The sequence below is a fragment of the Mesorhizobium sp. SARCC-RB16n genome (genome assembly GCF_008520305.1).
Classification (GTDB): domain Bacteria; phylum Pseudomonadota; class Alphaproteobacteria; order Rhizobiales; family Rhizobiaceae; genus Mesorhizobium.
Map to the genome: position 1 here is coordinate 112,397 of NZ_ML703280.1, position 24,934 is coordinate 137,330.

A 24,934-nucleotide genomic window follows, 5' to 3' on the forward strand; every position below is an offset into this window, starting at 1 on the left:
TGCCAATCTTCGCCTCGTGCGGAAGATTGGCAGCTTCGCCGTCTTCGCCCTCGCTGCGCCAATCGTCAGACCTCCTCGTTGTCAGAACCTGACGCTGAGATCTGCCTTGGCGCCGTTGTCGGTGTTGTGGGCGCCGAACTGGCCGATATAGGACAGGCCGAGCGTCGCGTTGGCCGACATCGGCAGGTCGAAGCCGGCCTCGATCACCGCGCTGTCCCTGGCGACAGGCACGCCGGCGATGGCAAAGGCATTGCCCCCGGCGAAGGCGAAAATCGAGGTCGGCGTGACGTCGCCAAAGGCGTGGCGCCAGCCGAGCGTGCCGCGCGCGGTCGCGCTCATGCCGCCGAGCGCGACGTCGGTCGAGGCGCGCAGCCCGAGCGTGGTGAAGGTGGCATTGGTGCTGGATCCGGCGCTGGTCAGCGCCGCGGCGCCACCTTGCTCGGAGAACCCGTCAGTATGCACGCTGACATAAGCGAGATTCGCGAAGGGCTCGAACTTGAAGCGGCCGGCACCAGCCTTGTAGGCGAGTTCGCCGAACACCTGCGCCGTGCCGGCGTCATAGTCAGCCGACAGTTGGTCGGCGAAGCCGTTGAAGGCTACCGAGCGTTTTGTCGAGATGTGGTTCCAGCTGTAGGCGGCGCCGGTGCGGAAGGCTATGGCGCCCCAGTTGGTGCCGCCATAGAGTCCGAGATGATAGTTGTCGGTGGCGCCGCTGGAATGGCGGTCGTCGGCATCGAAGGACGAATGGCTGTAGCCGCCGATGATGCCGACGCGCCAGTCGCCGATCGGGCTGTCGGCGCCGACCAGGAGGCCACCGGTCGAGCGATCGAAGGCGGCGGCATTGCCGTCGCTGCCGGTCTGGCCCCAGGAGCCGAAGGCCTGGCCCCAGACGGCAAAGCGGTCGGTGTCGGCCGCCACCATTTCGGGCCCGGCCTCGCCATAGGCCATGACCGGCAATGCGGCTGCGCCGGCATCGCCAAAAGCGGCGCTGATCCGCCTGGTGGCGGCGTCGCGGATGAAGCGGCTGTCCTCGACCAGCATGCCCTTGGCCGAGGCATGGATCTCGCCCGAGAGCTGGTCGAAGGCGTCCTGGGCGGCTGCCTCACTCGGCAAGGCAAAGATGGTATCAAAGAGCGGATTGCCGCTGCCAAGGCTTTCGGCGCCGCCGCCGGTGGCGATCTGGTTAGGCGTCAGGCCGACCGCGGCGAAGGACTTCGCCTGCACCACATCGAGATAGACATGCGTCGGGTCGTAATTGGCGATAAGGCCAATGAAGGGGCCGGCCCCGCTGAGCGTGTAGGTGCCCATGACGCCCGCATCGGCTTGCAGCACGGTGTAGTGCGTGCCCAGCACATAAGGCGCGGCGTCCGTCTTGACAACGTCGAGGACCGCGCCGTCGGCGATCGTCGCCGTGCCCGTCGCCAGGATGAGGTCCGACTGGCCGGTCGAGGTCAGCTCGACTTGGTAGATCGAGCCCGCCGCCTGGTCGAGATTGCCCGCGACATGCAGCGTGCCGATCGAATTGCCCGGCGCGATGATGCCGCCCGATAACGCCGTGATGCCGCCCACCGTGCCGTTGCCGCCCAGCATGCCGCCCGTGATCGTCACCAGCGAGTTGGCCAGCGAACCGTTCACGGCTAGCCGCCCGCCGGTAACGTCGGTCGCACCGGTGAAGCCGCTCGAATCGGCGGTCAGGTTCGTCGTGCCGGCGATCTGGTTGATCGTGCCCGCGCCGCCGATCGCCGACGCGAAGGTGTAGCTTGTGTCGGTGTGGTTGAAGTTGATCGCACCCGCGCCTTGTCCGAACTGAACGCTCGCCGCATTGAGCGCGCCGGCCGCCGCCGCTGGCGATCCGCTCGCCGCTCCGATGTTCAGCGTGCCGACGGAGCCCGCCAGGAGGGCGATGTCGACCACGCCGCCGGCCGACACTGCGCCGCCATTCGCAATCGTCAGCGTGCCGGTTCCGGAATTGCCGATCCTCAGGTCGCTGCTGTCGGTCCAGATCGAGCCAGCGCCGTCGACTGTAACGACGCTGACAGAGGCCGCTTGCACACCGACAATGCCTGTGCTCGCGTTGCTGACCGCCCCACCGTTCAGGATGTTCAGAACGCCGGAGCCGAAATCACCGACAAACAAGCCTCCGCTGTTGGTCCAGGTCGAGCCTGCGCCGGTGATCGTTGCCGTGCCGGCTGAGCCCTTACCGCTGGCTAAGGAACCATCAACGTCGCTGACTGCCCCACCGTTCGAGATCGTCAGCGTGCCGGTGCTGAATTTGCCGATCGCCAGGTCGCTGCTGTTGGCCCACGTTGAACCCGTACCGTCGATCGTCACGATACCGGTCGAGCCGGCCGATTCCCCGACATAGCCCTTCACGTTGCTGACGGCACCACCGTTCAGGACGTTCAGCGTGCCGCCGCCGAAATCGCCGACAATCAAGATTCCGCTGTTGGTCCAGGTCGAGCCTGCGCCAGTGATCGTTGCCGTGCCGACCGCGCCTGCTCCGCTCCCTACAATACCGTCAACGTTGCTGACCGCGCCGCCGCTCGAGATCGACAGCGTGCCCGTGCTGAGGCCGCCGACGTACAGGTCCGCGCTGGTCCAGGTCGAGCCAACGCCTGCGACGGACACCATGCCGGTCGAGCCCGCCGAATTGCCGATATAGGCCGTATGATTGCTGACAGCGCCGCCATTGGTGATCGCCAAGGCGCCGGCGCCGAAATCGCCAACAGCCAGGTTGGAGCTGTTGGTCCAGGTCGAGCCGGCACCGTCGATGAATACTATGCCGGTCGAGCCTGCTTTCGCGCCTATTGCCGCCGCGCCATTGCTGACGGTGCCGCCTTTCGAGACCGTCAACGTTCCCGTTCCCTGGTCGCCGACAGCCAGGTTGGAACTGTTTGTCCAGGTCGAGCCCGCACCGACCATCACGATGCCGTTGGAGCCCGCGTGCCAACCGATGGTGCCCATGGCATTGCTGACCGCGCCGCCATTGTTGATGTCCAGGGTGCCGGTGCCAAATTCGGCGATGTAGAGATCCCCACTGTTGGTCCATGTCGAGCCAGGGCCGTCCACCGTTACGGTGCCGGTGCCCAGGCCGTAGCCGACATGACCCACTGTGTCGCTCACAGCGCCGCCGCTGGAGATCGTCAAGGTGCCGGTGCTGCCGGTGCCCAAGGCAAGGAAAAGGTCCGAACTGTTGCTCCAGACGGAGCCTGCTCCAGTGACGCTCACGGTGCCGCTCGCGTTCGACACGTAGCCGAGATAGCCGGCAGTGTCGGAGAGGGTGCCGCCGTTCGTAATCGTCAGCGAGCCCGAGTAACTCGAAATGGTGCCCACAAACAGATAGTGGGCCGCCGCATTCGCCGCATCGACCACGGCCGGGTGCGGGAACACGGGATCGAGAATGACGTCGTCGCTCGATGTCGGGACAGCGGCGGGGTTCCAGTTCCCGGCGGCGAACCAGTTCGTGGAGGCGGCGCCGGTCCAGACCTCGGCTGCCGATGCAGGGATCGGCTGGCCAAGGCCGACCAGCGCAGTCGAGGTCAGCGCCAGGCATTTCAACGCGTTAGCCTTGCGGCCTCCAAATCCATTCCGCAGCATTCGATCCCCTGACATGACAGTCGTTTCACCCTGAGGCTGACATGTCATTGGCGCCCGGCCTTGTCTTGGGCAGGGCGGCACTGGAATTGGACTGGAGCGAAAAGCAGCGTCTTTTGCGCGCACTGTGGCGGTTCGGCGTCATCGGTCGCGCAGGCGCTGCGGAATCGGCCTCGCACGGGCTGGTATCGGACCGAAAGCTGCAAAACTTATCTGGCGCTTGTCGGCGTATAGCCGAAGCGGCGACGAAAGCAGCGGTTGAAGTACGATACGTCGCTGAATCCGCTTGTCAGGGCGATGTCACTGACCCGCATGTCGCTGTGTAAGTGCGAGAGCATCCTGTGGGCGCTCTGCAAACGCAGTTCGAGAACGCGTTCGGAGAAGCTCATTCCCGTCTCCTGAAGGAGGTCGTGGACATAGCGCACCGACAGGCCGAGTTGTTGCGCGACACTTTGGGCGGAGATGCCGGGATCGATAAAATCCTCGGCGATCCTCGCCAGGACGGCCTCCAGCCTGGCAGCGCGCAGGCCTCGAAGCCCGGCCAGTTCAGCAGCCCGACCTTTCGCGCCGGTCGCCAGGCCGATCAGATCCACGATCGTGTCCGTCGCGTGCGTGATCAGATCCGCCGAGCCAAGCGGGCTGCCGCTTTCAAGAAGCAGGCAATAGCGTTTGAGAAGATCGAGGGCTTCGCTGTCGGCGCCGATCTTCAACCCCAGCCTGTCATCGATCTGCGGGAAGGCACGCAGGAGGATCGCGCGTGGGACCGCCACATTCGTCCAGACATTGCTGCCGGCACAGGTCATTTTCAGAGCTTCCGATGCAGTGACAAGCACGGCCTCTCCCTGACCGACGGCGTATTCGCGGCCGACCTCTACCCCTGACAACACGGTGTCGGCCTTGTTGATCAGCAACAGATAGCCGTCACTGTCGTCATTGGCGATGTTGCTAGCTTTCCTTGTCGCGTGCTTGATGGTTCCGGACATCCGACCGAGAACCACTGAACCGACAGCCATGGCCTCGATGGGCGCTTCGAACGGCAGGTTTTCCGGACTGCCGTATTCGACCGACAATATTTCCGCGACACGGACGTCTTGCCACAGGGAAGATCGCTCGCGTTCGTCAAGATGTGGTGACAACCGAGCCGATGAAAACACCGTCTTTCGAGACAATGGGGTACCTCGACAAGTATCCACGGCTTAAAAATATCGAACGCGATGCTTTCCATTGCGACAATAACCGGCAACACTGGCGTTCAGGCGATCAAGTTGAACCCATAGTCGAGAGCGGCCGCGACTGGCGTCATCCAAAAGTATGACGTCACAAATTCCTCCGAGGCGAGATCGGGGCGTGCCTGGAGGTGTGGTGGAAAGGCTGAGCAGCGAAGTCCTGAGTTCGATTATCGGCGATATCTATGATTGCGTTTTGAACCCGGAAGGCTGGGCCGGAGTCATGACCCACATCACGAAAGCCGTCGACGCGGCCTATACCACCATCGCCCTTGCCGGCACCGCCCATAATAGCGGCCGTTTCGCGGCTCAGTCACCTTGGGATCCCGTGCAGATGCGGGTGCTCGAGGAAGACTATGACTTTGATGGAATTCCCGGACTGAAGGCAGCGGTCGTCGGCGATGTCGACCGGCCCGTTGCGACGTTGTCGCTCATGAGCGAAAGCGAACTCCAGCTGACGCCGTTTTTTCAGAACTGGGCCAAACCACAGGGGCTGCGCGAGGCTTGCATCACCAAGTTCGTTCATACGCCGGACCGAATCGGGCTTCTGGGCTGCACCACCCGAGCCAGCAGGGGAGGTATTTCGATCGAGGAGCAGCATTTCCTGGCATTGCTCTCGCCGCATCTGCGCCGTGCTTCGCTGATCGGCGACCTGCTCGACCAGGGCCGCGTCACCACCCATCTTTATCGCCAGGCGCTCGACCATCTGGCTGTGCCTGTCGTGCTTACCCACGCCAATGGGGCAATCCTCCATGCGAATGCGGCAGCCGAACAGATGTTTTCGGTGCAGGGTCCCATTCTCTCCAGGAACGGCCTGCTCCAGGCACAGAATTCGATGGTGGCCCGCGCCCTGCTGGACGCGATCGCCAGTGCGGCGAGCGCGGATGCTTCGCTTGGCGCGCGCGGCATAGGGCTGCCTGTTTCGGCCCAGGGCCAGCCGCCCGCCGTTGCCTATGTGTTGCCGCTAACTGAAGGAACGGCGCGCGCGGTTTTCCGGCCAGCATGCGCGGCTGTGTTCATATCGACGACGACATCGGCTTCTCCCCTCCCGGAGGCCGTTCTGACCACGCTGTTCGACCTTACACCCGCGGAGGCGCGGGTGCTGCTGCGGATCGGCAGCGGATTGTCAGCCTCCAAGAGCGCGTTGTCGCTCGGCATCGGTGAAAACACCTTGAAGACCCACCTCAATCGAATTTTCGCCAAAACCGGCACGAGACGCCAAGCCGACCTCGTCAAACTCGTGTCGGACATCGGCACGCCGCTGGCGGCTCATGGACCCTGAAGGCGGAGCGCGTGGTCTCTACCGCCAGCGGGTCAGAGGCTTTACCCCCTCCAGGGCGGCTCCGGCGCGAAGCGCTTGCCGATCCAGTCGGCGAAGGCGCGGGTCTTGGCGGCTTTTCCCTTGGCCGAGGGCGTGACGACATAGACCGCGCCTTCGTCCGCCAGCGTCCACGCCTCCAGCACGGGTACCAGCCGTCCGTCGGCAAGCTCACGGCCGACCAGCCAGTCGGTGCTCATCATCAGGCCGAGGCCTTGCACGGCGGCTTCGACCAGCACCTCGGCATCGTCTGTGACCAACGGCCCGGAAACCTCGACGTGCGCGCGCCGGCCCTCGCGGTCGGTCATCTCCCAGGCCGGAAAGGTCTGGAAGCCCGAGAAGCCCAGACAGGAATGGTCGAGCAGCGCTTGCGGTGTCTCCGGCGTGCCCCTGCTGGCGAGATAGGAGGGAGCGGCGCAGAGCAGACGGCGTCGCGTCGCCACCTTGCGTGCCACCAGGCGCGAATCCTCCAGGCTGCCCAGCCGCACGGCGACATCGAAGTTTTCGGCGACCAGATCGGTGAAGCGGTTGGAGAATTCGGCCTCGATGCGGATATCGGGAAATTCGGCAAGGAACTGAGGCAGCAGCGGCCCGATCCACATGCGCCCGAACGTGCCGGGCAGCGCCAGTCTGAGCAGGCCGCGCGGGCGGCCACCCGCATGCGCGGACGCGACGGCCTCGGCCTCGTCGACGGCAGCGAGGATGGCGCGCACACGCACCAGGAATTCAGCGCCTGCTTCGGTCAGCGACACGCTGCGCGTCGTGCGGGAGAGCAACGTTACCCCCAGCCGCGTCTCCAGCGATTGCAAGCGCCGCGACAGGATGGTCGCGTCGCGCCCGACCCGCGCCGCCGCGCGAGTGAAGGAGCGCGCCTCCGCGATAGCGGCGAAGGCGGCCATCTCGGCAAGGGCCGCGGGTTCGTGAGATTGCTGCATGTTTCACAGTTCTCAATTGCAGAAAACAAGGATTATCCAGAGATAGCGCAGCAAATAGGTTCACTCAATCGACCATCGTCTGACCGGAGTCAAACCGTGAAAGCCATCGAACTGAGCCAGCCCAGGCTGGACGCCTTCCGCGCCGCTACCGTTGCTACCCCCGAACCGCAGCGCGGAGAGGTGCTGATACGCCAGCGTGCGGCGAGCCTCAATTTCGTCGACGCGGTGGCGAGCGGCAATTATCCCGGACCGAGCTTCCCGCTCATCCCCGTTGCCGACGGTGCCGGCGAGATCGTCGCGCTGGGCGAGGGCGTTACGATATTCGGCACCGGCGATCGCGTCGTCGCGCATGCCAAGCCGCGCTGGATCGGTGGCCGGCCGCGGCCCTATGAGATGACGCAGATGCGCGGCATCTCGCTGCCGGGGTCGCTGGCCGAATATGTCGCGCTGCCGGCCAATTCGCTCGTGCCGGTCCCGGCGCATCTCTCCTTCGAGGCGGCCTCGACGCTGCCGATCGCCGGCACCACCGCGTGGAACGCCATCCGCGCCGCCGATGTCGGGCCAGGCTCGGTGGTCGTGCTGCTTGGCACAGGCGGCGTCTCGATCTTCACCCTGCAGCTCGCGAAGGCCGCCGGCGCCACGGTCATCATCACCTCGTCATCGGACGAAAAGCTGGAGCGGGCGAGGCGCTCGGCGCCGATCATCTCATCAACTACCGCGCGAAGCCCGACTGGGACGGCAAGGTGCTCGAACTGACCGATGGCCTTGGCGCCGACCTTATCGTGGAGACCGGCGGCACCGCCACCTTCGCCCGCGCCGTCAACGCCACCGCGCCCGGCGGCACGCTGTTCACCATCGGCTTCGTCACCGGCGCCGAGGCCACCATCAATCTGCTGCCGATCATCATCAAGGCGCTGAAGGTGATCGGCAACAACACCGGATCCGTATCGGATCTTCTCGACGCCGCCCGCGCCATCGGCGCGGCCCGGATCGAACCTGTTGTCGACAAGATGTTTTCACCTGATGAGGCGACCGAAGCCTACGCCCATATGGCCGCCGGCGGCCTGCATTTCGGCAAGCTGGTGTTCGGGCTGGAGTGGTGAAGCAGCCGATCTCCCCCATTTGGGGGAAGATTATTCGCTTCACCGTCAGATCAGCTTCTCCAGCGTGATCGGCAGATCCCTGATCCGCTTGCCTGTTGCGTGGAACACCGCGTTGGCAATGGCCGGCGCCATGCCGACGATCGCCAGTTCGCCGACACCCTTGCCGCCGAGCACCGAGGAGTGCAGGTCGGGGATGCCGACGGAGATCACCTCGATGTCGGGAATATCGGCATTGGTCGGGACGAGGTAATCGGCGAGGTTGGTGTTGACGATGCGGCCGTGGCGGCGGTCCATGATGCCTTCTTCGAGCAGCGCCTGGCCGATGCCCATGATGATGCCGCCCTTCCACTGGCTTTCGGCCAGCTTCGGATTGTAGAGACGGCCCGAATCCAGCGCCGACACCACGCGCGAAACCCGCACCGTGCCGAAATCCTCGTCGACGCGCACCTCGACGAAATGCGCGCACCAGGAGTGGCGGGAATAGTCGCCCTCGGTGTGCGGCAGCGCCATGGCGATGGTGGTGTAGTTCTTGTAGCGATCCTCGGCGCTCGAATGGCCGGCATGGTGTCGCCGGTCGCTTCGATGCGGTCGCGGCCGACGCTTTTGAGAAGTTCGGCGATCGAGACATCGGGGCCTTCGCCGCGTGGCGAACCGATGCGGCCATTGGCGACGACCAAAGTGTTGGCCTGCAGCGCGTTGAAGGGCGAGCGCGGATCGCTGATCGCCAGGCCGATCAGCTGGTCGAGCGCCGAGGTCGCCGCCTTATAAACCGCGCCGGTCATTACGCCGGCCAGCCGCGAGCCGCCGGCAACGCCGGCGCGGGGAAAATGGGAGTCGCCCAGTTTCACCACGACGTCGTCGGCGCTCACGCCGACCGTTTCGGCGGCGGTCTGCGCCAGGATTGTGTAGGTGCCCTGGCCCATGTCGATCGAGGAGCTTTCGACCTCGACCGAACCATCGGCCAGGATGCGCACGATCGCTTCGCCATAGGCGCGCCGCACCGGATAGGTGCCGGCGGCGACGCCCCAGCCGATCAGCTGGTTGCCATCGCGCATAGAGCGTGGCTCAGGCGTGCGCCTGGCCCAGCCGAAGCGGTCGGCGCCCACTGCAAAAGCCTCGCGCAACTGCCTGGTCGACCAGGCTTTTTTCGCGTGCGGGTCCTGTTCGGCGTAGTTGCGCAGCCGGATTTCCAGCGGATCGATGCCGACCTCGTAGGCGAGTTCGTCGATGGCGCTTTCGATGCCGAAGGCCGATGGGTTCTCGCCCGGCGCGCGCATGGCGCCCGGCACCACCGAATTCACCCGCACGACATTCTGCTTCGAGGAGAAATTCGGCGTCGCGTACATGATCGAGGTGACCGAGCCCAGCGGCTCGACCCACATGCCTTCGATCGATGTCTCGTTGACGCCGCGATGCACGATCGACTGGATTTTTCCGTCATGCTCGGCGCCGATCGTCACCGTCTGGCGCGTCGCGGCGCGGCCGCCATAGCCGGTGAAGGTCTGTGGCCGCGTCATCACCAGCCGCACCGGCCAGCCGAGCATTTTCGCGGCACTTGCGGCAATCGCGCCATGACCGAGCGCCAGCGCCTTGGAGCCGAAGCCGCCGCCTATATAGGGCGACACCAGCCGCACATTCTCGAACGGCAGGCCGAACCATTCGGCATAGGTGCGGGCCATGCCGTCCAGCCATTGGCTCGGCTCCCACACGGTGAGGTGGTCGCCTTCCCAGCGGGCGATAAGGCCATGCGGTTCCATCGGCGCCTGGTATTCGCGCGGCGTGTTGTAGGCGGCGCAGATCCGTACCGGGGCGGAGGCGAAGGCGGCAGCCGCGTCGCCCCATTCCTTGGTCATGGCGTCGACCGGAATGCCGTCGCCGGCCTTGCCGTCGCTGAGGTCGACGATGGCCGGCGTCTCTTCGTAACTGACCTTGACCATCGCTGCGGCGGCCACGGCCTGCTCGAACGTCTCGGCGACCACTGCGGCGACATGTTGGCCCGAGAAAGTGATGTCGCGCGCCAGCGGGCAGTAGGGTTTGTCGGGCGGCGGGGTACCGAACCAGTCAGAGGCGGTTCTCAGGCTGATGATCGTGTCCGGTGTCAGCACCTTGAGTACGCCCGGCGCTGCCTCGGCCGCCTTGCTGTCGATGGCGATCACCTTGCCGGATGCGATCGTGCTTTCGACCAGCACGGCATAGGCGAGGCCTTCGAGCTGCTGCTCGACGGCGTATTTGGCGGCACCCGTGATCTTGGCCGGGCCGTCGACCCGCGACAGCCGGCCGCCGACCGCGTCCACGCCGCCGTCGGACGCATCGCCCCGTTTCGATTCACCAACTCTGATGTTGTGAACGGTCATGCCGTTTCTCCCATCTTGAGAATAGCCCGTGCGACGACGCGCGGCGCGAGTTCGATCTTGTAGCGGTTGGCGCCATGGTCGACGGCACCCTCGACGGCGAGCAGGCTGGCGGTCCGCACGGCGTTCGGCTCCAGCACCTTGCCTTTCAGCGCGGCTTCCACGGCATGCGCCCGCCAGGGTTTGGTCGCGACGCCACCAAGCGCCACGCGAAGGTCGCGGATGGTGCGTCCGTCGGATTCCAATTCGAGCCCGACGGCGGCACTGGCCGCGGCAAATTCGTAGGACTGCCGGTCGCGGATCTTCAGGTAGGTCGAGCGGCGGGCCGCGGCGGAAGAGGGGATTTCGATGGCGGTGATCATCTCGCCCGGCTCGATCGCGTGTTCCTTGTCCGGCGTCGTGCCGGGCAGCAGGAAAAAGTCATCGACCAGGATGCGCCGATCGCCCAGATGAACCGTTGCGTCGAGGGCGACGAGCGCGGTGGCGAGGTCGCCGGGATACATGGCGATGCAGGCTTCGCTGGTGCCAAGCACGGCATGGCCCCTGGTAACGCCGCCGATTGCCGAACAGCCGCTGCCTGATACACGCTTGTTGCAGGCGGCGAAATTCGAGGGATCACGGAAATAGGGGCAGCGCGTGCGCTGCATCAGATTGCCGCCGATGGTCGCCATGTTGCGGATCTGCGCCGAGGCCGCTTGCCAAAGCGCCTCCGAGATGGCGGGAAAGCGGCTCTTGATGTCGTCGTGGTCGGCGACATGGCCCATTCTGGCGAGCGCGCCGAGGATGGCGCCGCGCTCGTCGATCTCGATCCGGTCCAGCCCCCTGAGATGGGTGATGTCGACCAGCATGTCGGGCTCGGCGACGCCGCATTTGGCGAGGTCGATCAGCGTGGTGCCGCCGGCGAGCAGCATGGCGCCGGGGAGCGTGGCCGCCTGGCGGGCGGCGTCGGCCGAGGTGGCGCGAAGATAGGAAAAATCCCTCATGACGCGACCTCCAGCGCTGCCTGGCGCACGGCGGCGACAATGTGCGGATAGGCGCCGCAGCGGCAGAGATTGCCGGCCATGTATTCGCGGATTTCCTCGTCCGATCCGGCGTGGCCCTCGCGGATGCAGGCGACCGCCGACATGATCTGGCCTGGCGTGCAATAGCCGCACTGAAAGGCGTCCTGCTCGAGGAAGGCAGCCTGCACGGGATGCAATTCGCCCTCCCGTGCAAGCCCCTCTATGGTGGTGATGGTGCGGCCCTCGGCCTGCGCAGCCAGCGTCAGGCAGGCCAGCACGCGCTCGCCGTCGACATGGACGGTGCAGGCGCCACACTGGCCATGGTCGCAGCCCTTCTTGGTGCCGGTCAGGCCGAGCCTGTCACGCAAGGCGTCGAGCAGCGTGACACGCGGTTCGAGTTCCAGCGTGTGATGCCGGCCGTTGATATCGAGATGGACGGGAATTGTGGTCTTGCTCGTCATGGGCGTCTGGCTCCAGTTGCTTGACGCTTGAGGGGATGAATTGGAGTTAGGGTGGGGAGGATCCAACCGTTGCTTCGGGCGGACCGCTCCTCACCCCAGCAGGTCCTCGATCCGGATCGGAAAGCGCCGCGGGCGCACGCCGGTCGCATGCCAGACCGCATTGGCAACGGCGCCGGCGGTGCCGGTGATGCCGATTTCACCGACGCCCTTGATGCCGAGGGCGTTCACGTGAGGGTCGTCCTCGTGAACCAGCAGCGCCTCGACCGACGGCACGTCGGCATTCACCGGGACATGGTATTCGGCGAGGTTGGCATTCTGGATGCGGCCGGAGCGCCGGTCGGTGACGGCTTCCTCATGCAGCGCGAAGGAAACGCCCCAGATCATCCCGCCATAATACTGGCTGCGCACCAGCCGCGGATTGATGACCCGTCCAGCAGCGAATGCGCCGACCAGCCGGGTGACGCGGATCTGGCCTAAATCCGGGTCGACCTTCACCTCGGCGAAGACGGCGCCGTGTGCGTGCTTGGCATAGGCCTCCTGCGACGTCGGATCCGGAGCACCCTTGCCATGGCCTTCGATCTCGGCAAGGCCCGCGCGGGCGAGGATCTCTGTGTAGCTTTCGCCGCGGCTTTCGTCGTCGCGCCGATAGAGGCGTCCGCCGCGCGCCAGCACGCCTTCATTGCCGGCACCGAACAGGGGCGAGGCCTCGTTGCGGGTGGCGAGATCGGCAAGTCTGGCGATGACGGCCGCACCCGCATTGTGGATGGCCATGCCGGCGGTCGCCGTATGGCCCGAACCGCCGGCGATGCCCGCATTGGGCAGGTCGGAACTGCCGGCCCTGAAATCGATCTGGTCGATGTCGAGCCCCAGCCCATCGGCTGCAATCTGGGCAAAGGCCGTCCAGGCGCCTTGCCCCATGTCCTGAGCGCCGGTCTCCATCAAGCCGCTGCCGTCGGCCCTCAGCACGGCTCGGGCCTCGGCCTGGAACATGATGGCCGGGAACGTCGCCGTGCCCATGCCCCAGCCGGTGAGGTAACCGTCCGCGTCGCGCATCCGTCGTGGCTCCAGCGGGCGGCCCGCCCAGCCAAACGCCTCGGCCGCCTGTTCGTAACATTCGCGCAGCGCCTTGGACGAGAACGGCTTGCCGGTCATCGGTTCGACTTCGGCATAATTCCTGAGCCGGAATTCCAGCGGGTCCATGCCGCAGGCATGCGCTGCCTCGTCGATGGCGCTTTCCAGCGCGATCGAGCCGGTGGCTTCGCCGGGGGCCCGCATGAACAGCGGCGTGCCGGTGTCGAGCCGCACGGCATCGTGCGAGGTGGCGATGGCCGGGCTGGCATAGAGCGTGTGCGAGGCATCCGCCGCCGGTTCGAAGAAATCGTCGAACGTGCTCGATGTGGTCCTGGCGTGATGGGAAATCGCGGTCAGCCGCCCTTCGCCATCCATGCCCATGCGCAATGTCTGGCGGGTCGGGGCGCGATGACCGACCGGGCCGAACATCTGCTCGCGCCGGAGCACCAGCTTGACCGGACGGCCGACAAGCTTCGCCGCCAGTATGCCCAGCACCTGCGGCCCGGAAATCATGCCCTTGGAGCCGAAACCACCACCCAGGAACGGGCTGCGGATGTGGACGTTTTGCGGCGCGATGCCAAACAGGCCGGCGATGCGGCCCTGCGCCATGGCAAGGCCCTGGCTTGGCGTGTCGATCGACAGACGGTCGCCATCCCAGGCGGCGACGATCGCGTGGGGCTCCATGGCGTTGTGGTACTGGGCCGGCGTCTCGTAGGTCGCCTCGATCCGCGTCCTTGCCGATTCGAGGCCGGCCTCGACGTCGCCCATCTGCTGCACCGCCGGATTGCCGACGCCGACACCGCGCGGCACGAAACTTTCGGCGCCGTCGAGACCTACGCGCGCCGGCTCCGTTTCATAGCGCGGCGACAGCAGCGCCGCCCCTTCGGTCGCCGCTTCCAGCGTCTCCGCTATCACCACGGCAATGCTCTGGTTGGGATAGCGAACCCCGTCGTTCTGCAGCAGGTCGAGCCGGAACATGAAGGGATGGTCCTTGGCATCCGGATCGGTGGCGAGCGCCGGCCGGTTCAGTGGCGTCATCACCTCGACCACGCCCGAATGCGCCTTGGCCGCCTCGATATCCAGCGAAACGACCCGGCCGCGCGCGATGCTCGAGACGGCAAGCACGGCATAGAGCATGCCGGGCGGGTGGTTATCGGCGGCGTAGCGCGCCGTCCCGGTGACTTTCAAGAATCCGTCGCGGCGGGTCAGCGGCTGGCCGATGCTGGAGCCCTGTCGCGTATGGGCGGGCTGTTGGTTGAGGCCGAGTTCAAGCGTCATGACGCACTCCGGGAAGGGAGGAAAAGGGGGAAGCAGGCAGCGCGGGCATAACAGCGGGCGTTCCGGCAAGAGCGGACGTCAGCGCCCTGACGACAATGCGGCGGGCAAGTTCGATCTTGAAGGCGTTGTCGCCGGAGGGGCTGGCGTCGGCCAACGCGGCATCAGCGGCGCGAACGAAGCTCGCCTCGTCGGCATCGGCGCCGAGCAGCACCGCTTCCGCCGAACGCGCGCGCCACGGTTTGGCTGCCACGCCGCCGAGCGCCAGCCTCGCACCGCGGATCTTGCCGCGATCGACGACAAGCGCCGCGGCCGCCGAAACGACGGCGAAGGCATAGGAGGTGCGTTCGCGCACCTTCAGGTAGCGGGCGTGAGAGGCGAAGGACGCTGCTTGCGCCGGCAGCCGCACAGCAACGATCAGTTCGCCCGGCTGCAGCACAGTCTCGCGCTGCGGCGTGTCGCCTGGAAGCCGGTGGAATTCCTCCAGCGTCACATGGCGCCGGCCTTCCTTGCCCTCGATCTCGACCACGGCGTCCAGCGCGACCAGCGGCACGCAGAAATCGGAGGGATGGGTGGCGATGCAGGCATCGCTCCAACCCAAAATGGCGTGCAGGCGGTTCTCGCCGCCCAGTGCCGAGCAGCCGGAACCGGGTTGGCGCCTGTTGCAGGCGCTGGCGGTGTCGTAGAAGTAACTGCACCGCGTGCGCTGCAACAGATTGCCGCCGACAGTGGCGGCATTGCGAAGCTGCGCCGAGGCGCCCGAAAGCAGCGCTTCGGCCACCGCCGGATAGGCCTTGGCGAAGGCTGGATCGTGTGCGAGATCGGCATTGCGGACCAGCGCGCCGATGCGCAAGCCGCCATCATCGAGCGTTTCGATGCGATTGAGTTCCGGCAGGCGGCTAATGTCGACGATCCGTTCGGGGCTGGTGATGCCACCCTTCATCAGGTCGAGCAGATTGGTGCCACCGGCGAGATAGGCCGAACCCGGCTCTGCGGCCGCCGCAACGGCGTCGGAAATGGTGGCCGGCCTGAAGTAATCAAAGTCTCTCATGCCGCGGTCCTCCGGTCGGTTCTGGCAAGTTGTTGCTGGGCCTCCAGGACGGCCTCCACGATGCCGCCATAGGCGGCGCAGCGGCAAATGTTGCCGCTCAGTCCCTCGCGGATGCGCTCGGGATCGTCGCCAGCCTGTCCTTCGGCGATCAGGCCGAGCGTGCTCATGATCTGGCCGGGTGTGCAGAAACCGCACTGGAAACCGTCATGAGCGATGAAGGCGGCCTGCACCGGATGCAGTTCTTCACCGTGAGCGACACCTTCGATGGTCAGCACCTCGGCGCCGTCATGGCTGACCGCCAGCGCGAGACAGGAGTTTATGCGCTTGCCATCGACCAGAACCGTGCAGGCGCCGCACTGGCCGCGGTCGCAGCCCTTCTTCGTGCCGGTGAGCTCAAGCCGCTCGCGCAGCAGGTCGAGCAAGGTGACGCGGGTGTCGACCTCGAGTTCATGGTGGTGTCCGTTGACGGTAAGCGAGAGGGGAAGGGTGGTCATGGGCGTCTGGCTCCAGTTGCTTGACGCTGAGGGGAATGAATTGGTGCTCTGGCAGAGAAGGACAAGGTCAGGCGACAGCCAATCCGACGCGGGTTGGGAAGGTGACAGCTTGCAGCTTCGAAAGACGTGACATACCGGGCTCCCGATTATATGATGAAGGTTCTCCACTAAAAGCGGAGGTGCCTCCGTTTATCTACGTGGGGGCTGGCCAGGCATGGTTCAAGCCCCCATATCCCTGGTGGAGAAAAAAATTGGCTTTTGAGCCCGTTACAACTGTCGACCAAAAACCCGCTGCCGCCGACAAGCCGTTGCGTGCCGATGCGCGGCGCAATCGCGACCGGCTGGTCGAGGTGGCGGCTTCAGTCTTCGCCGAGCGCGGCATCGACGCCTCGCTGGAGGAGATCGCGCGGCGCGCCGGCGTCGGTATCGGCACGCTCTACCGGCATTTCCCGACGCGCGAGCATCTGGTCGAGGTGGTCTACCGCCGCGAGGCGGAGGCGCTGTGCGCCGCCGCCGGCGAGCTTACGGCAAAACATCCCTCCGATGTCGCGCTGGAAGAATGGATGCACCGCTTCGTCGACTATATCGCCACCAAGCGCGGCCTGGCGACCAGCTTGCGTATCCTGTTCACCACCAATTCGACGCTGTTTTCCGACACGTCGGGACGGGTGTCGCAGGCCTTGCGGCAACTGGTCGAGGCGGCGGTGGCCGACGGCACGATCCGCGGCGACGTCGATGCTTCCGACGTGCTGCATGCGCTGGGCGGTATCTACTCGGCACCCGACACGCCTGAATGGCGCGACCGCTCGCGCCGGCTGGTCAAGCTGTTGATGGACGGCTTGCGGTTCGGGGCCGTGAGGACAAAGCCGGGCGTATGATCTCAACACCGAAGAGCTGGGCTTGACTGATCCCAGGCAAAGCCCAGACGTCGCGGCGGCTACGCCTTCGCTTCGACCAGGACCACGAGGGATTCCGGCACCACGCCGTCATGGGCCATCGCATCGGCGGCAGCCTTGCTCTGCATCATTCCCGCCAACTTAGCCATGTCGGGAACGTCCATCATCACCGCCACCCGGGACGGGTTCTGGGGATCGATGAATGTGCGGATGTTGGTAACCCCCAGCGTACCGAAAAGCTCCGCCCGCTTGGGTGAATTGAGCCAGTGCTTGGCATCTTTGGTGATGTTGTGGTGGGCAACGACTGTCGGCATGGCCTCCTCCCAAGGTGACGCCGACGGTCGAAATCCCGCCTTTCGCAGCGCTCCACCTTCGCGAGCGAGTGAGCGCCGTTTCCCTCTACCTGTCAATTAGCAATTGCTTATGCGCTTCTGGAGCGCCTTCGGCGCCATCGGCGTCGGGGCGGTGGTTCTCGTCGAGGGCGCACCAGGAGGGAGTCCTTGGCGGGACCATGTCTCGCGCCTGCCTGTGTCGCCAAGGTTTCTTCTCTTTCGATGGTTTGCGTTGGCGGTTGAGGTGCCTAGCGCGCAGATTCAAGGGACGCGCTTAAACCTTTGTTTTTGTGCATATCGTCACCCGGGACCGCCGCGTATCTCAGGCGGCATGCTTCAATCCCGGTCCGCCTGTCTTCCCGATATCACCCGCAGCCAGGGCACCAGATGGAAGGCGCTCATCAAGAGGTACATGGCTGGCATTCCGACGATCGGCGAGGACGAGCCCATGCACAGCATCGCCCCGTCGCCGCCGGAGACGCAGGTGAGCAGCGCCATAAGGGCGAAGGTCGGTGCGGCGGCGAGGCACAGCCAGTCGGCCATGCCAAGGGTGTTTGCGGTTTCGCCGGCGCCGTGGGCGGACGTATCGATGTTGCTCATGGTCCTTCTCACTTGATGGAGTGCGGTTACGCTATTGGCACCAGCCGGGAGGCCCCCGCCTTCCGATGAGGCCCGGCGCCGCTTGCGGTGGAGCCGGGCGCTCTGGTGAAGGTTTCTACTGGCCGCCCTTGTCGCGGAACGCGGCCTCGCCGGCGGCGGACACTTCGGCCCATTTCTTGTCGGCCCCGGCATCGTAGTTGTCGTGCCAGTTCCACCAGCTGTAGAGCGGCGTCTGGGGATAGCCTTCGGGCGAGTCTTCCCAGACTTCCTGGCGGCCGAGCGGGGTGACATCGAGATAACTCCAGACGGTCCCCATCGCCTCGTCGCCGCGGTTGTTGATGAAGTAAGTACGGAAGATGCGGTCGCCATCATGGATGAAGACGTTGTGGCCGTGCCATTCGTCGACGCCGAAATCCTTGTCGAAGCTGTCGGTGATCGTATACCAGGGGATATCCCAGCCCATCCGCGCCTTTAGCCGCGCAATGTCGGCCTGCGGGGCGCGCGAGGCGTAGGCAAGCGTGGTGTTGCGGGCGTTGAGATGGGCGAGGTGACCGACCTGGTCGGCGCCGAGCGAGCAGCCGCGGCAGGCGTGCTCAGGCCAGCCATAGACGCCGGGCTCGAAGAAGGCGCGGTAGACGATCAGCTGGCGCCGGCCTTCGAACAGGTCGAGCAGGCTTACCTTGCCGTCGGGTCCCTCGAAAACATAAGCCTTGTCCACTTCCGTCCATGGCATGCGCCGGCGTTCGGCAGACAGCGCGTCCCTGGCGCGCATCGTCGCCTTTTCCTTCACCAGCATCTTTTGGTGCGCGGCTTCCCAGTCTTGCCGTGAAACGATCGGTGGGGTCTTCATCGTCATGGTCATTGGTCTTCTCCTTTGCCAGTCGAGGCATCGTTGCGGTGTGGTGTTGCCTGGGGATGTCGGGGAGCCGCAGGCGCGGCGGAATCCGAGAGTTCCGGCCCGGCGCAGCAGGGGTGGCGTGCGGCGTGCCTGGCCGTATCATTCGGCGCGTCGAGGTCGAGGTCGGTGGAGGCAGGCATTTTCTGGTTCTCCCTTGCTTGCTGGCGGACGGTACTGACGTAAGTTAGGGCGGCACAGCGCCGAGGTGGGAGTTACAAGTGTGACGGGATTTGAATGGACTCGCTGATCACCGCGGCGGCTCTGGCGCTGGCGACCGGCGATCCGCTCGGCGCGCTCGACCGCGTCGCCCTGCGCGAAGACGCGCCGGCGCTGGCGCTGCGCGGCATCGCCATGGCGCAGCTCGGCGACTTCGACCGCGCCAAGCTCCTGTTGCGGCGGGCCGCGCGCGCCTTCAGCCCGAAAGAGGCGGTGGCGCGCGCCAGATGCGTCGTCGCCGAGGCCGAGATCGCGCTGGTCTCGCGTGATCTCGGTTGGCCGGCCAAGGCGCTCGACGCGGCCCGCACGGCGCTGGAAAAGCATGGCGACCGGCTGAACGCGGCGCATGCCGGCCATCTCAAGGTGCGCCGCCTGCTGCTGATCGGCCGTCTCGACGAGGCCGAGCATGTGCTGGCAGGGCTCGACCCGGCACCGCTTCCGCCGGCGGCCAGGGCCGCGCACGAGCTCGCCGTCGCCGGCATCGCCATGCGGCGCCTGCGGACCAGGCCGGCGCGCGCGGCGCTGGAGTGGGCACGCCATGCCGCCCATAAGGCCGGCATTCCCGGCCTCATCGCGGAGGTCGACAGCGCATGGCTGGCGCTGGAGACACCCGCGGCGCGGCTGATCGTGCAGGGCAGGGAGCAGCCGCTGCTGCTCGAAGAGGTCGAGGCCTTGCAGGGATCGCCGGCGCTGGTCGTCGATGCTTTCCGCTACGTGGTGCGCAGCGGCGGGGTCACGATCTCGCTGGCAAGCCGGCCGGTGCTGTTTTCGCTGGCGCGGACGCTCGCCGAAGCCTGGCCCGGGGATGTGTCGCGGGGAGAACTCGTGGCGCGGGCCTTCGGCGGCAGGCACGCCGATGAATCGCATCGCGCGCGCCTGCGCGTCGAGATCGGGCGGCTGCGCGCCGAGCTTCGCGCACTGGCCGGCATCAGCGCCACCAAGCATGGCTTCACGCTGGCGCCGCGCGAGGCGCGCGCGGTGATGGTGCTGGCGCGGCCGATCGAGGAACGGCACGCGGCCGTACTGGCCCTGCTGGCCGATGGCGAGGCCTGGTCGAGCTCGGCCCTGGCGCTGGCGCTTGGAACCGGCCAGCGCAGCGTGCAGCGGGCGCTCGAGCCGCTTGCCGAGGCCGGGAAGGTGCAATCCTTCGGCCATGGCCGGGCGCGCCGCTGGATGACGCCGCCGGTGGCGGGTTTCACGACCACCTTGTTACTCCCGGCGCCGCTGCCCAACGGCTAAGGTGTGCGGATATTCAGGTGAGGCCGGCCTGCAAACGGCGGCTTCCTGCGCTTCCGGTGCTCACGTACGAAAAGTACGCTCCGCTCCGGTTCTCGGAAGCCACCATTTTCGGCGCGGCCTGACCTGAATCTCTACACACCTTGGAACATGATTCCGAGCCGAAGGTCAGCGGGATGACGACCCCACTAAAGGATCAAGACATGAAACATTCAGCGGCCGAAATCCTGAGGGAATACGGACCCTTTCCCGGTGCCAATACGGTGGCCGGGGTGAGCTTTGACGGCAAGAACGTCTGGTTCGCCTCGGGCGACAGGCTGAATGCCTTCGATCCGGAGAGCGGACAGGTGTTGCGTTCGATCGATGTCGCGGCACATGCCGGCACCGCCTATGACGGCCGGCATTTCTTCCAGCTCGCCAAGGACCGCATCCAGAAGATCGATCCCGATACGGGCGAGGTGCTTTCCACCATTCCGGCCCCCGGCAATGGCGGCGATTCCGGGCTGACCTGGGCCGAGGGCACGCTGTGGGTCGGGCAGCACCGCCAGCGCAAGATCCACCAGATCGATCCCGAGACCGGGGCGATCCTGCGCACCATCGAGTCCAACCGTTTCGTCACTGGGGTGACCTGGGTCGACGGCGAATTGTGGCACGCCACCTGGGAAGGCGACGAAAGCGATCTGCGCCGTGTCGATCCACGGACGGGCAAGGTTCTGGAGAAGCTCGACATGCCTGCCGGCATGGGCGTCTCGGGGCTGGAATCCGATGGCGGCGACCGCCTCTTCTGCGGCAGCGGAAACGCCGGCGTGGTGAGGGCGGTGCGCCGGCCGAAATGAGGCCACGAATTTTCCCCGGCGACTGGCCGCTGCGCGATGTCGAGCCTAGATAGGCTGGACCATCCCCCCGCAAAAGGACCAGATCATGCCCGAACAGATCACGTTGAACGACGGCGCCGCCATCCCCCAGCTTGGCCTTGGCGTGTGGCAGGTCGATCACGACATCACCGCGCAGGTGGTGGGCTGGGCGATCGAGGCCGGCTACCGGCTGATCGATACCGCGCAGGGTTATCAGAACGAGGAAGGCGTCGGCGAGGCGATCCGCGCCGCCGGCGTGCCGGGAAGAGACCTGTTCATCACCTCGAAGCTGCGCAACGGCGCCCACCAGCGCGACGCAGCGCTTCGTGCCTTCGACGACACGATGCAGAAGCTAGGCGTCGAGCAGCTCGACCTGTTCCTGATCCATTGGCCGGTGCCCGGCCAGGATAAATATGTCGAGGCCTGGAAGACGCTTGTCGAGTTGAAGCAGGCCGGCCGCATCAAGTCGATCGGCGTTTCGAATTTCAACAGGGATCATCTGGAGCGCATCATCGGCGAGACGGGCGTGACACCAGTCGTCAACCAGGTGGAGCTGCATCCGCGCTTCCAGCAGCGTGATCTCAGGGAGTTTCACGCCTGTCACGACATCCATACGGAAAGCTGGAGCCCGTTGGGCAGCGGCCGCTTGCTGAGCGACCCGACCATAGCAGGCATTGCCCGCAAACACGGGAAGTCCGCCGCGCAGACCATCATCCGCTGGCATCTCCAGCAAGGGCTGATCGTCATCCCGAAATCGGTCCGCCAGGACCGTATCGCCGCCAATTTCGATGTGTTCGATTTCGAACTGGACGCGCAGGACCTCGAGACGATCGGCGGCATGGATTCGGCCGACGGCCGTAACGGCCCGAACCCGGCGACGGCAGCATTTTTGTTCTGAGGGAGTGAAGCCGCCAATCTCCCCCCTCGTGGGGGAGATGCCCGGCAGGGCAGAGGGGGGGCATTGTCCCGCCGGCCTCTCAGTCCGTATCACCCAAACCCGCCATGATTACAATATGCTGGCAGACATTGTCGATGTCGTGGATGACATCGTCAATCCAGAATCGCAGCACGGTCCAGCCGTTCTGCTCCAGACGCTTCGTCCTGACCGTGTCGTTCACTGCAAGATCTGCATCACCATGCTGCGATCCATCGAGCTCGACGACGAGCTTCTTCTGCGGGCACGTAAAGTCGGCGATATAGCCGGCAATCGGAAATTGTCTTCGAAAGCCAAGCCCCATCAGCCGATGCGCGCGAAGTTCATTCCAGAGCTTCAATTCCGCGTCGGTCATGCCCTTACGCATCGATCGAGCGTTTGCGCGGTTTTGTGGGGGCAATGGCGTGTGCGGCATGGCAGCTTCGATTGTGATTGAGGTTGGCGCTCTACGGCGCCCCCCTCTGTCCTGCCGGACGTTCGTCGTTCGGAAAGCCAAGCAATTGGCTTTCCGTCCGCTTCGCAGATCACTCCTCAACCCCCACGAGGGGGGAGATTGGCAGCTTCGCCTCGGCGCGCTAAATTCCCGACCCGTCCAGCTGTTGCGCGTCGTCGCCTTCCCATGGCGCCGGCATCGAGGCGCCCCGGCTGAGATTGGCCGAGGGCATCGGCATCCAGCATTTCAGCTCCGGCTCGGCGTATTCGACGACGCGGCCGGGCGAGGAATCGGAGGCGCGCCAGCCTTCGTCACCGAACTGATCGGCGCGTGACCAGTAGGCGAGGTCGACTTCCGCTGGTCCCTGTTCGGACGGGCGGACCGTAACGAGTATCCGGCTGCCGTCTTTTGGCGCGCTGGACATGTGGCGCCAGCGGTCGGGCTCGTCCATCGTTTTTCCTCCTGCCTTGCTGCGGGATGAAGTGTCGCCTCGCCATCGGAGGCGGTCAACCCAAACTTTGCACCACCCCCCCTGTTTCAATCGGACTGCTCGTTCCGTCTGCTCCGCGGGGAATGTACGCTGGTATCGCCAGCTCGAGGCCGTCGACGCCTGGTGTGATTCCTTCGATGGGGGGCCGCACCGCATCTGCCGCCGGTACCACCGCAGGATGCGATGACATGACGGACAGAACTGACGACCGGCGCGTACACAGAAGAACTTGAAGACGCCGGTCGCCATTTGGGGCGTTGGGTGCATCACGTTGGGGCACGATGCAGGGTCAGGTTAGGCGGATGCCTAGTGTCCGCAATCGGAACGCCGGCCCATGGTGAACAGGTGGTTACTATCCACAGGCCAGGGCTCTAAACGCCAGGGGCCTGCCAGTTTTCGGCGGTCCATCGCGGCCTCGTCATCGTTCTCTCGGCTGTGCGCAACGCGAATCGCCGGCCATGCCACGCTCGACGGGCCGCGGTCGGGTTGGTAAGTCCGTCTGCGAAGGAGCTGGTGAGTCTGGCATGACCGTTGCGATCGAGATGGGACACACGACGGCGGGCGCTCCGGCGAACCTCGATCTCGAGGAGCTGCTGGCGACCCGCCTTCTGGTGCAGGGCAATTCGGGCTCCGGCAAGTCGCATTTGCTGCGGCGACTCCTGGAGCAGAGCGCGCCTTGGGTGCAGCAGACCATCATCGACCCCGAAGGCGACTTCGTTTCGCTGGGCGAACGCTACGGCCATCTGGTGATCGATGCCGAGGAGCATACCGAGCGCGGCCTGCAGGCGGCCGGCGAGCGGGCGCGCATCCACCGTGTCTCGAGCGTGCTCAACCTCGAAGGGCTCGATGCCGAGAATCAGATGCGGCGCGCCGCCGCCTTCCTCGGTGGGCTGTTCGAGGTCGCGCGCGACCACTGGTACCCGATGCTGGTGGTGGTCGACGAGGCGCAGCTTTTCGCGCCGGCGGTGGCCGGCGAAGTGTCGGACGAGGCGCGCAAACTCTCGCTCGGCGCCATGACCAATCTGATGTGCCGTGGCCGCAAGCGGGGGCTCGCCGGCATCATCGCCACGCAACGGCTGGCCAAGCTCGCCAAGAACGTCGCGGCGGAAGCCTCCAACTTCCTCATGGGCCGCACTTTCCTCGACATCGACATGGCGCGCGCCGCCGATCTCCTGGGCATGGAGCGACGGCAGGCGGAAGCCTTTCGCGATCTGGAGCGCGGGCAGTTCATGGCGCTCGGGCCAGCGCTGTCGCGCCGGCCGCTCGGCCTGCGCATCGGCCCGACCGACACCAGCCCGCGCAACGGCACGCCCAGGCTGATGCCGCTGCCGGAGGCGGCGCTCGAGGATGCCCGCGCCATCATCCTGGCCGCCCCGCCGCCGGAAACGATGCGCGCGCCGCGCCGGGTGGCGTCGCCGGATCTGCTGGAGCAACTGATGGCGGCGAAATCGGCGCCGCGCGACATCCGCCCCGAACCGGCGGAGCCGGCGCCCAGCGCTCAGGATCTGGCCGAACGGCGCGAGCGGATGGACCGCATCCTGCGCGCCATCCTGGCCGAACCCGATGCGGGATTTCGCGTCATCGGCGCCCTCTACCAGGAGTTCGTCGTACGCTGCCGCATCGAAGGGCTGGCTTCGGTGGTGCCCGATCTCCAGGAATTCCGCCGCATGCTAACACGCGCCCGCGCCGGGGTGGGGTCCGACATGGCCGAGGATGGTGCGTGGCGGGATGTCTCGGTGCGTGCCTCGCTGCTGCCGGAGGACATGCAGGGCGTGTTCATGATGATCGCGCGCGCGGCGAAGGAGGGCTGGCCGTGCCCGAGCGACGGCGCGATCGCCCGCGCCTATGGCTCGCACTCCATGCGCCGGGCCCGGCGGCTGCTCACCTATATCGAGGAGCAGGGCCTCATCGTCTGCCAGCTCGACGGCGCCGGGCGGCGTACGGTGACGCTGGTCGAACTCGCCTGGGCCACCGCACCGGGCGACCCCAACGCCGAGGGGGCGGAGCAGGGGAGCCTGGCGCTGTGAGAGGGCTATGAAGCGTTCAACCTCGGTCTGATCCGGCAGGCATCCTGGCAAGACCGGCCGGGGCGCGGTCGCTTATCTTTTTCGGTGAGTGCGGCACCGTGCGACTGCGGGCGCCCCTTTACTGGAGCGTGATGACAC

21 protein-coding genes and 1 pseudogene are annotated in these 24,934 nt (G+C 65.9%); 8 read left to right on the plus strand and 14 right to left on the minus strand.

All coding sequences use genetic code 11. The features are described from left to right. Window positions 1–81: 81 nt before the first annotated feature. On the minus strand, window positions 82–3,597 hold the full coding sequence (locus C7I87_RS25065; RefSeq protein ID WP_149906737.1) for an autotransporter outer membrane beta-barrel domain-containing protein: 3,516 nt from the start codon (window positions 3,595–3,597) through the stop codon (window positions 82–84). Window positions 3,598–3,803: 206 nt separating this feature from the next. Next, entirely contained in the window at window positions 3,804–4,664 is an 861-nt protein-coding gene (locus C7I87_RS25070; protein ID WP_246696400.1) for an AraC family transcriptional regulator, read from the minus strand. A gap of 379 nt (window positions 4,665–5,043) precedes the next feature. Between C7I87_RS25070 and C7I87_RS25075 the strand changes: the two genes are divergently transcribed. Next, the gene (locus C7I87_RS25075; RefSeq protein WP_246696401.1) at window positions 5,044–6,102 is read left to right on the plus strand and encodes a helix-turn-helix transcriptional regulator; all 1,059 of its coding nucleotides are present in this window, start codon (window positions 5,044–5,046) and stop codon (window positions 6,100–6,102) included. Window positions 6,103–6,143: 41 nt separating this feature from the next. Here the strand turns inward: C7I87_RS25075 and C7I87_RS25080 are convergent, their stop codons facing one another. Continuing rightward, window positions 6,144–7,073, minus strand: a complete 930-nt coding sequence (locus C7I87_RS25080) for a LysR family transcriptional regulator (RefSeq protein WP_149906740.1) — start codon at window positions 7,071–7,073, stop codon at window positions 6,144–6,146. 96 nt (window positions 7,074–7,169) lie between these two features. Between C7I87_RS25080 and C7I87_RS25085 the strand changes: the two genes are divergently transcribed. Together C7I87_RS25085 and C7I87_RS36125 are read left to right on the plus strand one after the other, a co-directional pair. Continuing rightward, the gene (locus tag C7I87_RS25085; RefSeq protein ID WP_246696402.1) at window positions 7,170–7,829 is read left to right on the plus strand and encodes a zinc-dependent alcohol dehydrogenase family protein; all 660 of its coding nucleotides are present in this window, start codon (window positions 7,170–7,172) and stop codon (window positions 7,827–7,829) included. Continuing rightward, window positions 7,781–8,176 carry a zinc-binding dehydrogenase gene (locus tag C7I87_RS36125; protein WP_246696404.1) on the plus strand — a complete coding sequence of 132 codons (396 nt, stop codon included), beginning with the start codon at window positions 7,781–7,783 and terminating at the stop codon, window positions 8,174–8,176. The genes C7I87_RS25085 and C7I87_RS36125 overlap by 49 nt, the downstream gene beginning before the upstream one ends. Before the next feature lie 45 nt (window positions 8,177–8,221). On the opposite strand, the pseudogene C7I87_RS25090 reads toward C7I87_RS36125, so the two are convergent. The 6 genes and pseudogenes from C7I87_RS25090 to C7I87_RS25115 form a co-directional block, all read right to left on the minus strand. Then, window positions 8,222–10,530, minus strand: a pseudogene (locus C7I87_RS25090) (xanthine dehydrogenase family protein molybdopterin-binding subunit). Then, window positions 10,527–11,510, minus strand: coding sequence for an FAD binding domain-containing protein (locus tag C7I87_RS25095; protein WP_149906741.1), 984 nt, complete (start codon window positions 11,508–11,510; stop codon window positions 10,527–10,529). Before C7I87_RS25095 ends, C7I87_RS25090 begins: the two are co-directional and overlap by 4 nt. Beyond that, window positions 11,507–11,989: a (2Fe-2S)-binding protein gene (locus C7I87_RS25100; RefSeq protein ID WP_149906742.1), complete on the minus strand. Its 483-nt coding sequence runs from the start codon at window positions 11,987–11,989 to the stop codon at window positions 11,507–11,509. Before C7I87_RS25100 ends, C7I87_RS25095 begins: the two co-directional genes overlap by 4 nt. Before the next feature lie 90 nt (window positions 11,990–12,079). Next, the gene (locus C7I87_RS25105) at window positions 12,080–14,338 is read right to left on the minus strand and encodes a xanthine dehydrogenase family protein molybdopterin-binding subunit (protein ID WP_149906743.1); all 2,259 of its coding nucleotides are present in this window, start codon (window positions 14,336–14,338) and stop codon (window positions 12,080–12,082) included. Continuing rightward, window positions 14,328–15,386 carry an FAD binding domain-containing protein gene (locus C7I87_RS25110; RefSeq protein ID WP_149906744.1) on the minus strand — a complete coding sequence of 353 codons (1,059 nt, stop codon included), beginning with the start codon at window positions 15,384–15,386 and terminating at the stop codon, window positions 14,328–14,330. The genes C7I87_RS25105 and C7I87_RS25110 overlap by 11 nt, the downstream gene beginning before the upstream one ends. Then, the gene (locus C7I87_RS25115; RefSeq protein WP_140809919.1) at window positions 15,383–15,880 is read right to left on the minus strand and encodes a (2Fe-2S)-binding protein; all 498 of its coding nucleotides are present in this window, start codon (window positions 15,878–15,880) and stop codon (window positions 15,383–15,385) included. Before C7I87_RS25115 ends, C7I87_RS25110 begins: the two co-directional genes overlap by 4 nt. A 251-nt stretch (window positions 15,881–16,131) precedes the next feature. On the opposite strand from C7I87_RS25115, the gene C7I87_RS25120 reads away from it, so the two are divergent. Continuing rightward, window positions 16,132–16,758 carry a TetR/AcrR family transcriptional regulator gene (locus tag C7I87_RS25120; RefSeq protein WP_149906745.1) on the plus strand — a complete coding sequence of 209 codons (627 nt, stop codon included), beginning with the start codon at window positions 16,132–16,134 and terminating at the stop codon, window positions 16,756–16,758. A gap of 59 nt (window positions 16,759–16,817) precedes the next feature. Here C7I87_RS25120 and C7I87_RS25125 read toward each other — a convergent pair whose 3' ends face one another. The 3 genes from C7I87_RS25125 to C7I87_RS25135 all read right to left on the minus strand — a co-directional run bounded on the left by C7I87_RS25125 (window position 16,818) and on the right by C7I87_RS25135 (window position 18,570). Then, on the minus strand, window positions 16,818–17,090 hold the full coding sequence (locus tag C7I87_RS25125; RefSeq protein ID WP_149906746.1) for a hypothetical protein: 273 nt from the start codon (window positions 17,088–17,090) through the stop codon (window positions 16,818–16,820). A 354-nt stretch (window positions 17,091–17,444) separates the two neighbouring features. Then, window positions 17,445–17,708 (minus strand): hypothetical protein, encoded by a 264-nt coding sequence (locus C7I87_RS25130; protein WP_149906747.1) that lies wholly within the window; start codon window positions 17,706–17,708, stop codon window positions 17,445–17,447. 115 nt (window positions 17,709–17,823) lie between these two features. Continuing rightward, on the minus strand, window positions 17,824–18,570 hold the full coding sequence (locus C7I87_RS25135) for a DUF899 domain-containing protein (RefSeq protein WP_149906748.1): 747 nt from the start codon (window positions 18,568–18,570) through the stop codon (window positions 17,824–17,826). Window positions 18,571–18,840: 270 nt separating this feature from the next. Here C7I87_RS25135 and C7I87_RS25140 point away from each other — a divergent pair, with 270 nt between their 5' ends. From C7I87_RS25140 to C7I87_RS25150, 3 genes are all read left to right on the plus strand, one after another. Then, the gene (locus C7I87_RS25140) at window positions 18,841–20,061 is read left to right on the plus strand and encodes a helix-turn-helix domain-containing protein (protein WP_149906749.1); all 1,221 of its coding nucleotides are present in this window, start codon (window positions 18,841–18,843) and stop codon (window positions 20,059–20,061) included. A gap of 200 nt (window positions 20,062–20,261) precedes the next feature. Beyond that, complete coding sequence (locus C7I87_RS25145; RefSeq protein ID WP_149906750.1) at window positions 20,262–20,894, plus strand: Vgb family protein; 633 nt, start codon at window positions 20,262–20,264, stop codon at window positions 20,892–20,894. An 85-nt stretch (window positions 20,895–20,979) separates the two neighbouring features. Further along, the gene (locus C7I87_RS25150; protein WP_149906751.1) at window positions 20,980–21,810 is read left to right on the plus strand and encodes an aldo/keto reductase; all 831 of its coding nucleotides are present in this window, start codon (window positions 20,980–20,982) and stop codon (window positions 21,808–21,810) included. 79 nt (window positions 21,811–21,889) lie between these two features. Here C7I87_RS25150 and C7I87_RS25155 read toward each other — a convergent pair whose 3' ends face one another. Further along, window positions 21,890–22,261 carry an endonuclease domain-containing protein gene (locus C7I87_RS25155; RefSeq protein WP_149906752.1) on the minus strand — a complete coding sequence of 124 codons (372 nt, stop codon included), beginning with the start codon at window positions 22,259–22,261 and terminating at the stop codon, window positions 21,890–21,892. A gap of 160 nt (window positions 22,262–22,421) precedes the next feature. Beyond that, a complete protein-coding gene (locus C7I87_RS25160) occupies window positions 22,422–22,730 on the minus strand; it encodes a hypothetical protein (protein ID WP_015316958.1) in 309 nt (102 codons plus the stop codon). Window positions 22,731–23,293: 563 nt separating this feature from the next. Here C7I87_RS25160 and C7I87_RS25165 point away from each other — a divergent pair. Further along, window positions 23,294–24,796, plus strand: coding sequence for a helicase HerA domain-containing protein (locus C7I87_RS25165; protein ID WP_149906753.1), 1,503 nt, complete (start codon window positions 23,294–23,296; stop codon window positions 24,794–24,796). Window positions 24,797–24,934: the final 138 nt, after the last annotated feature.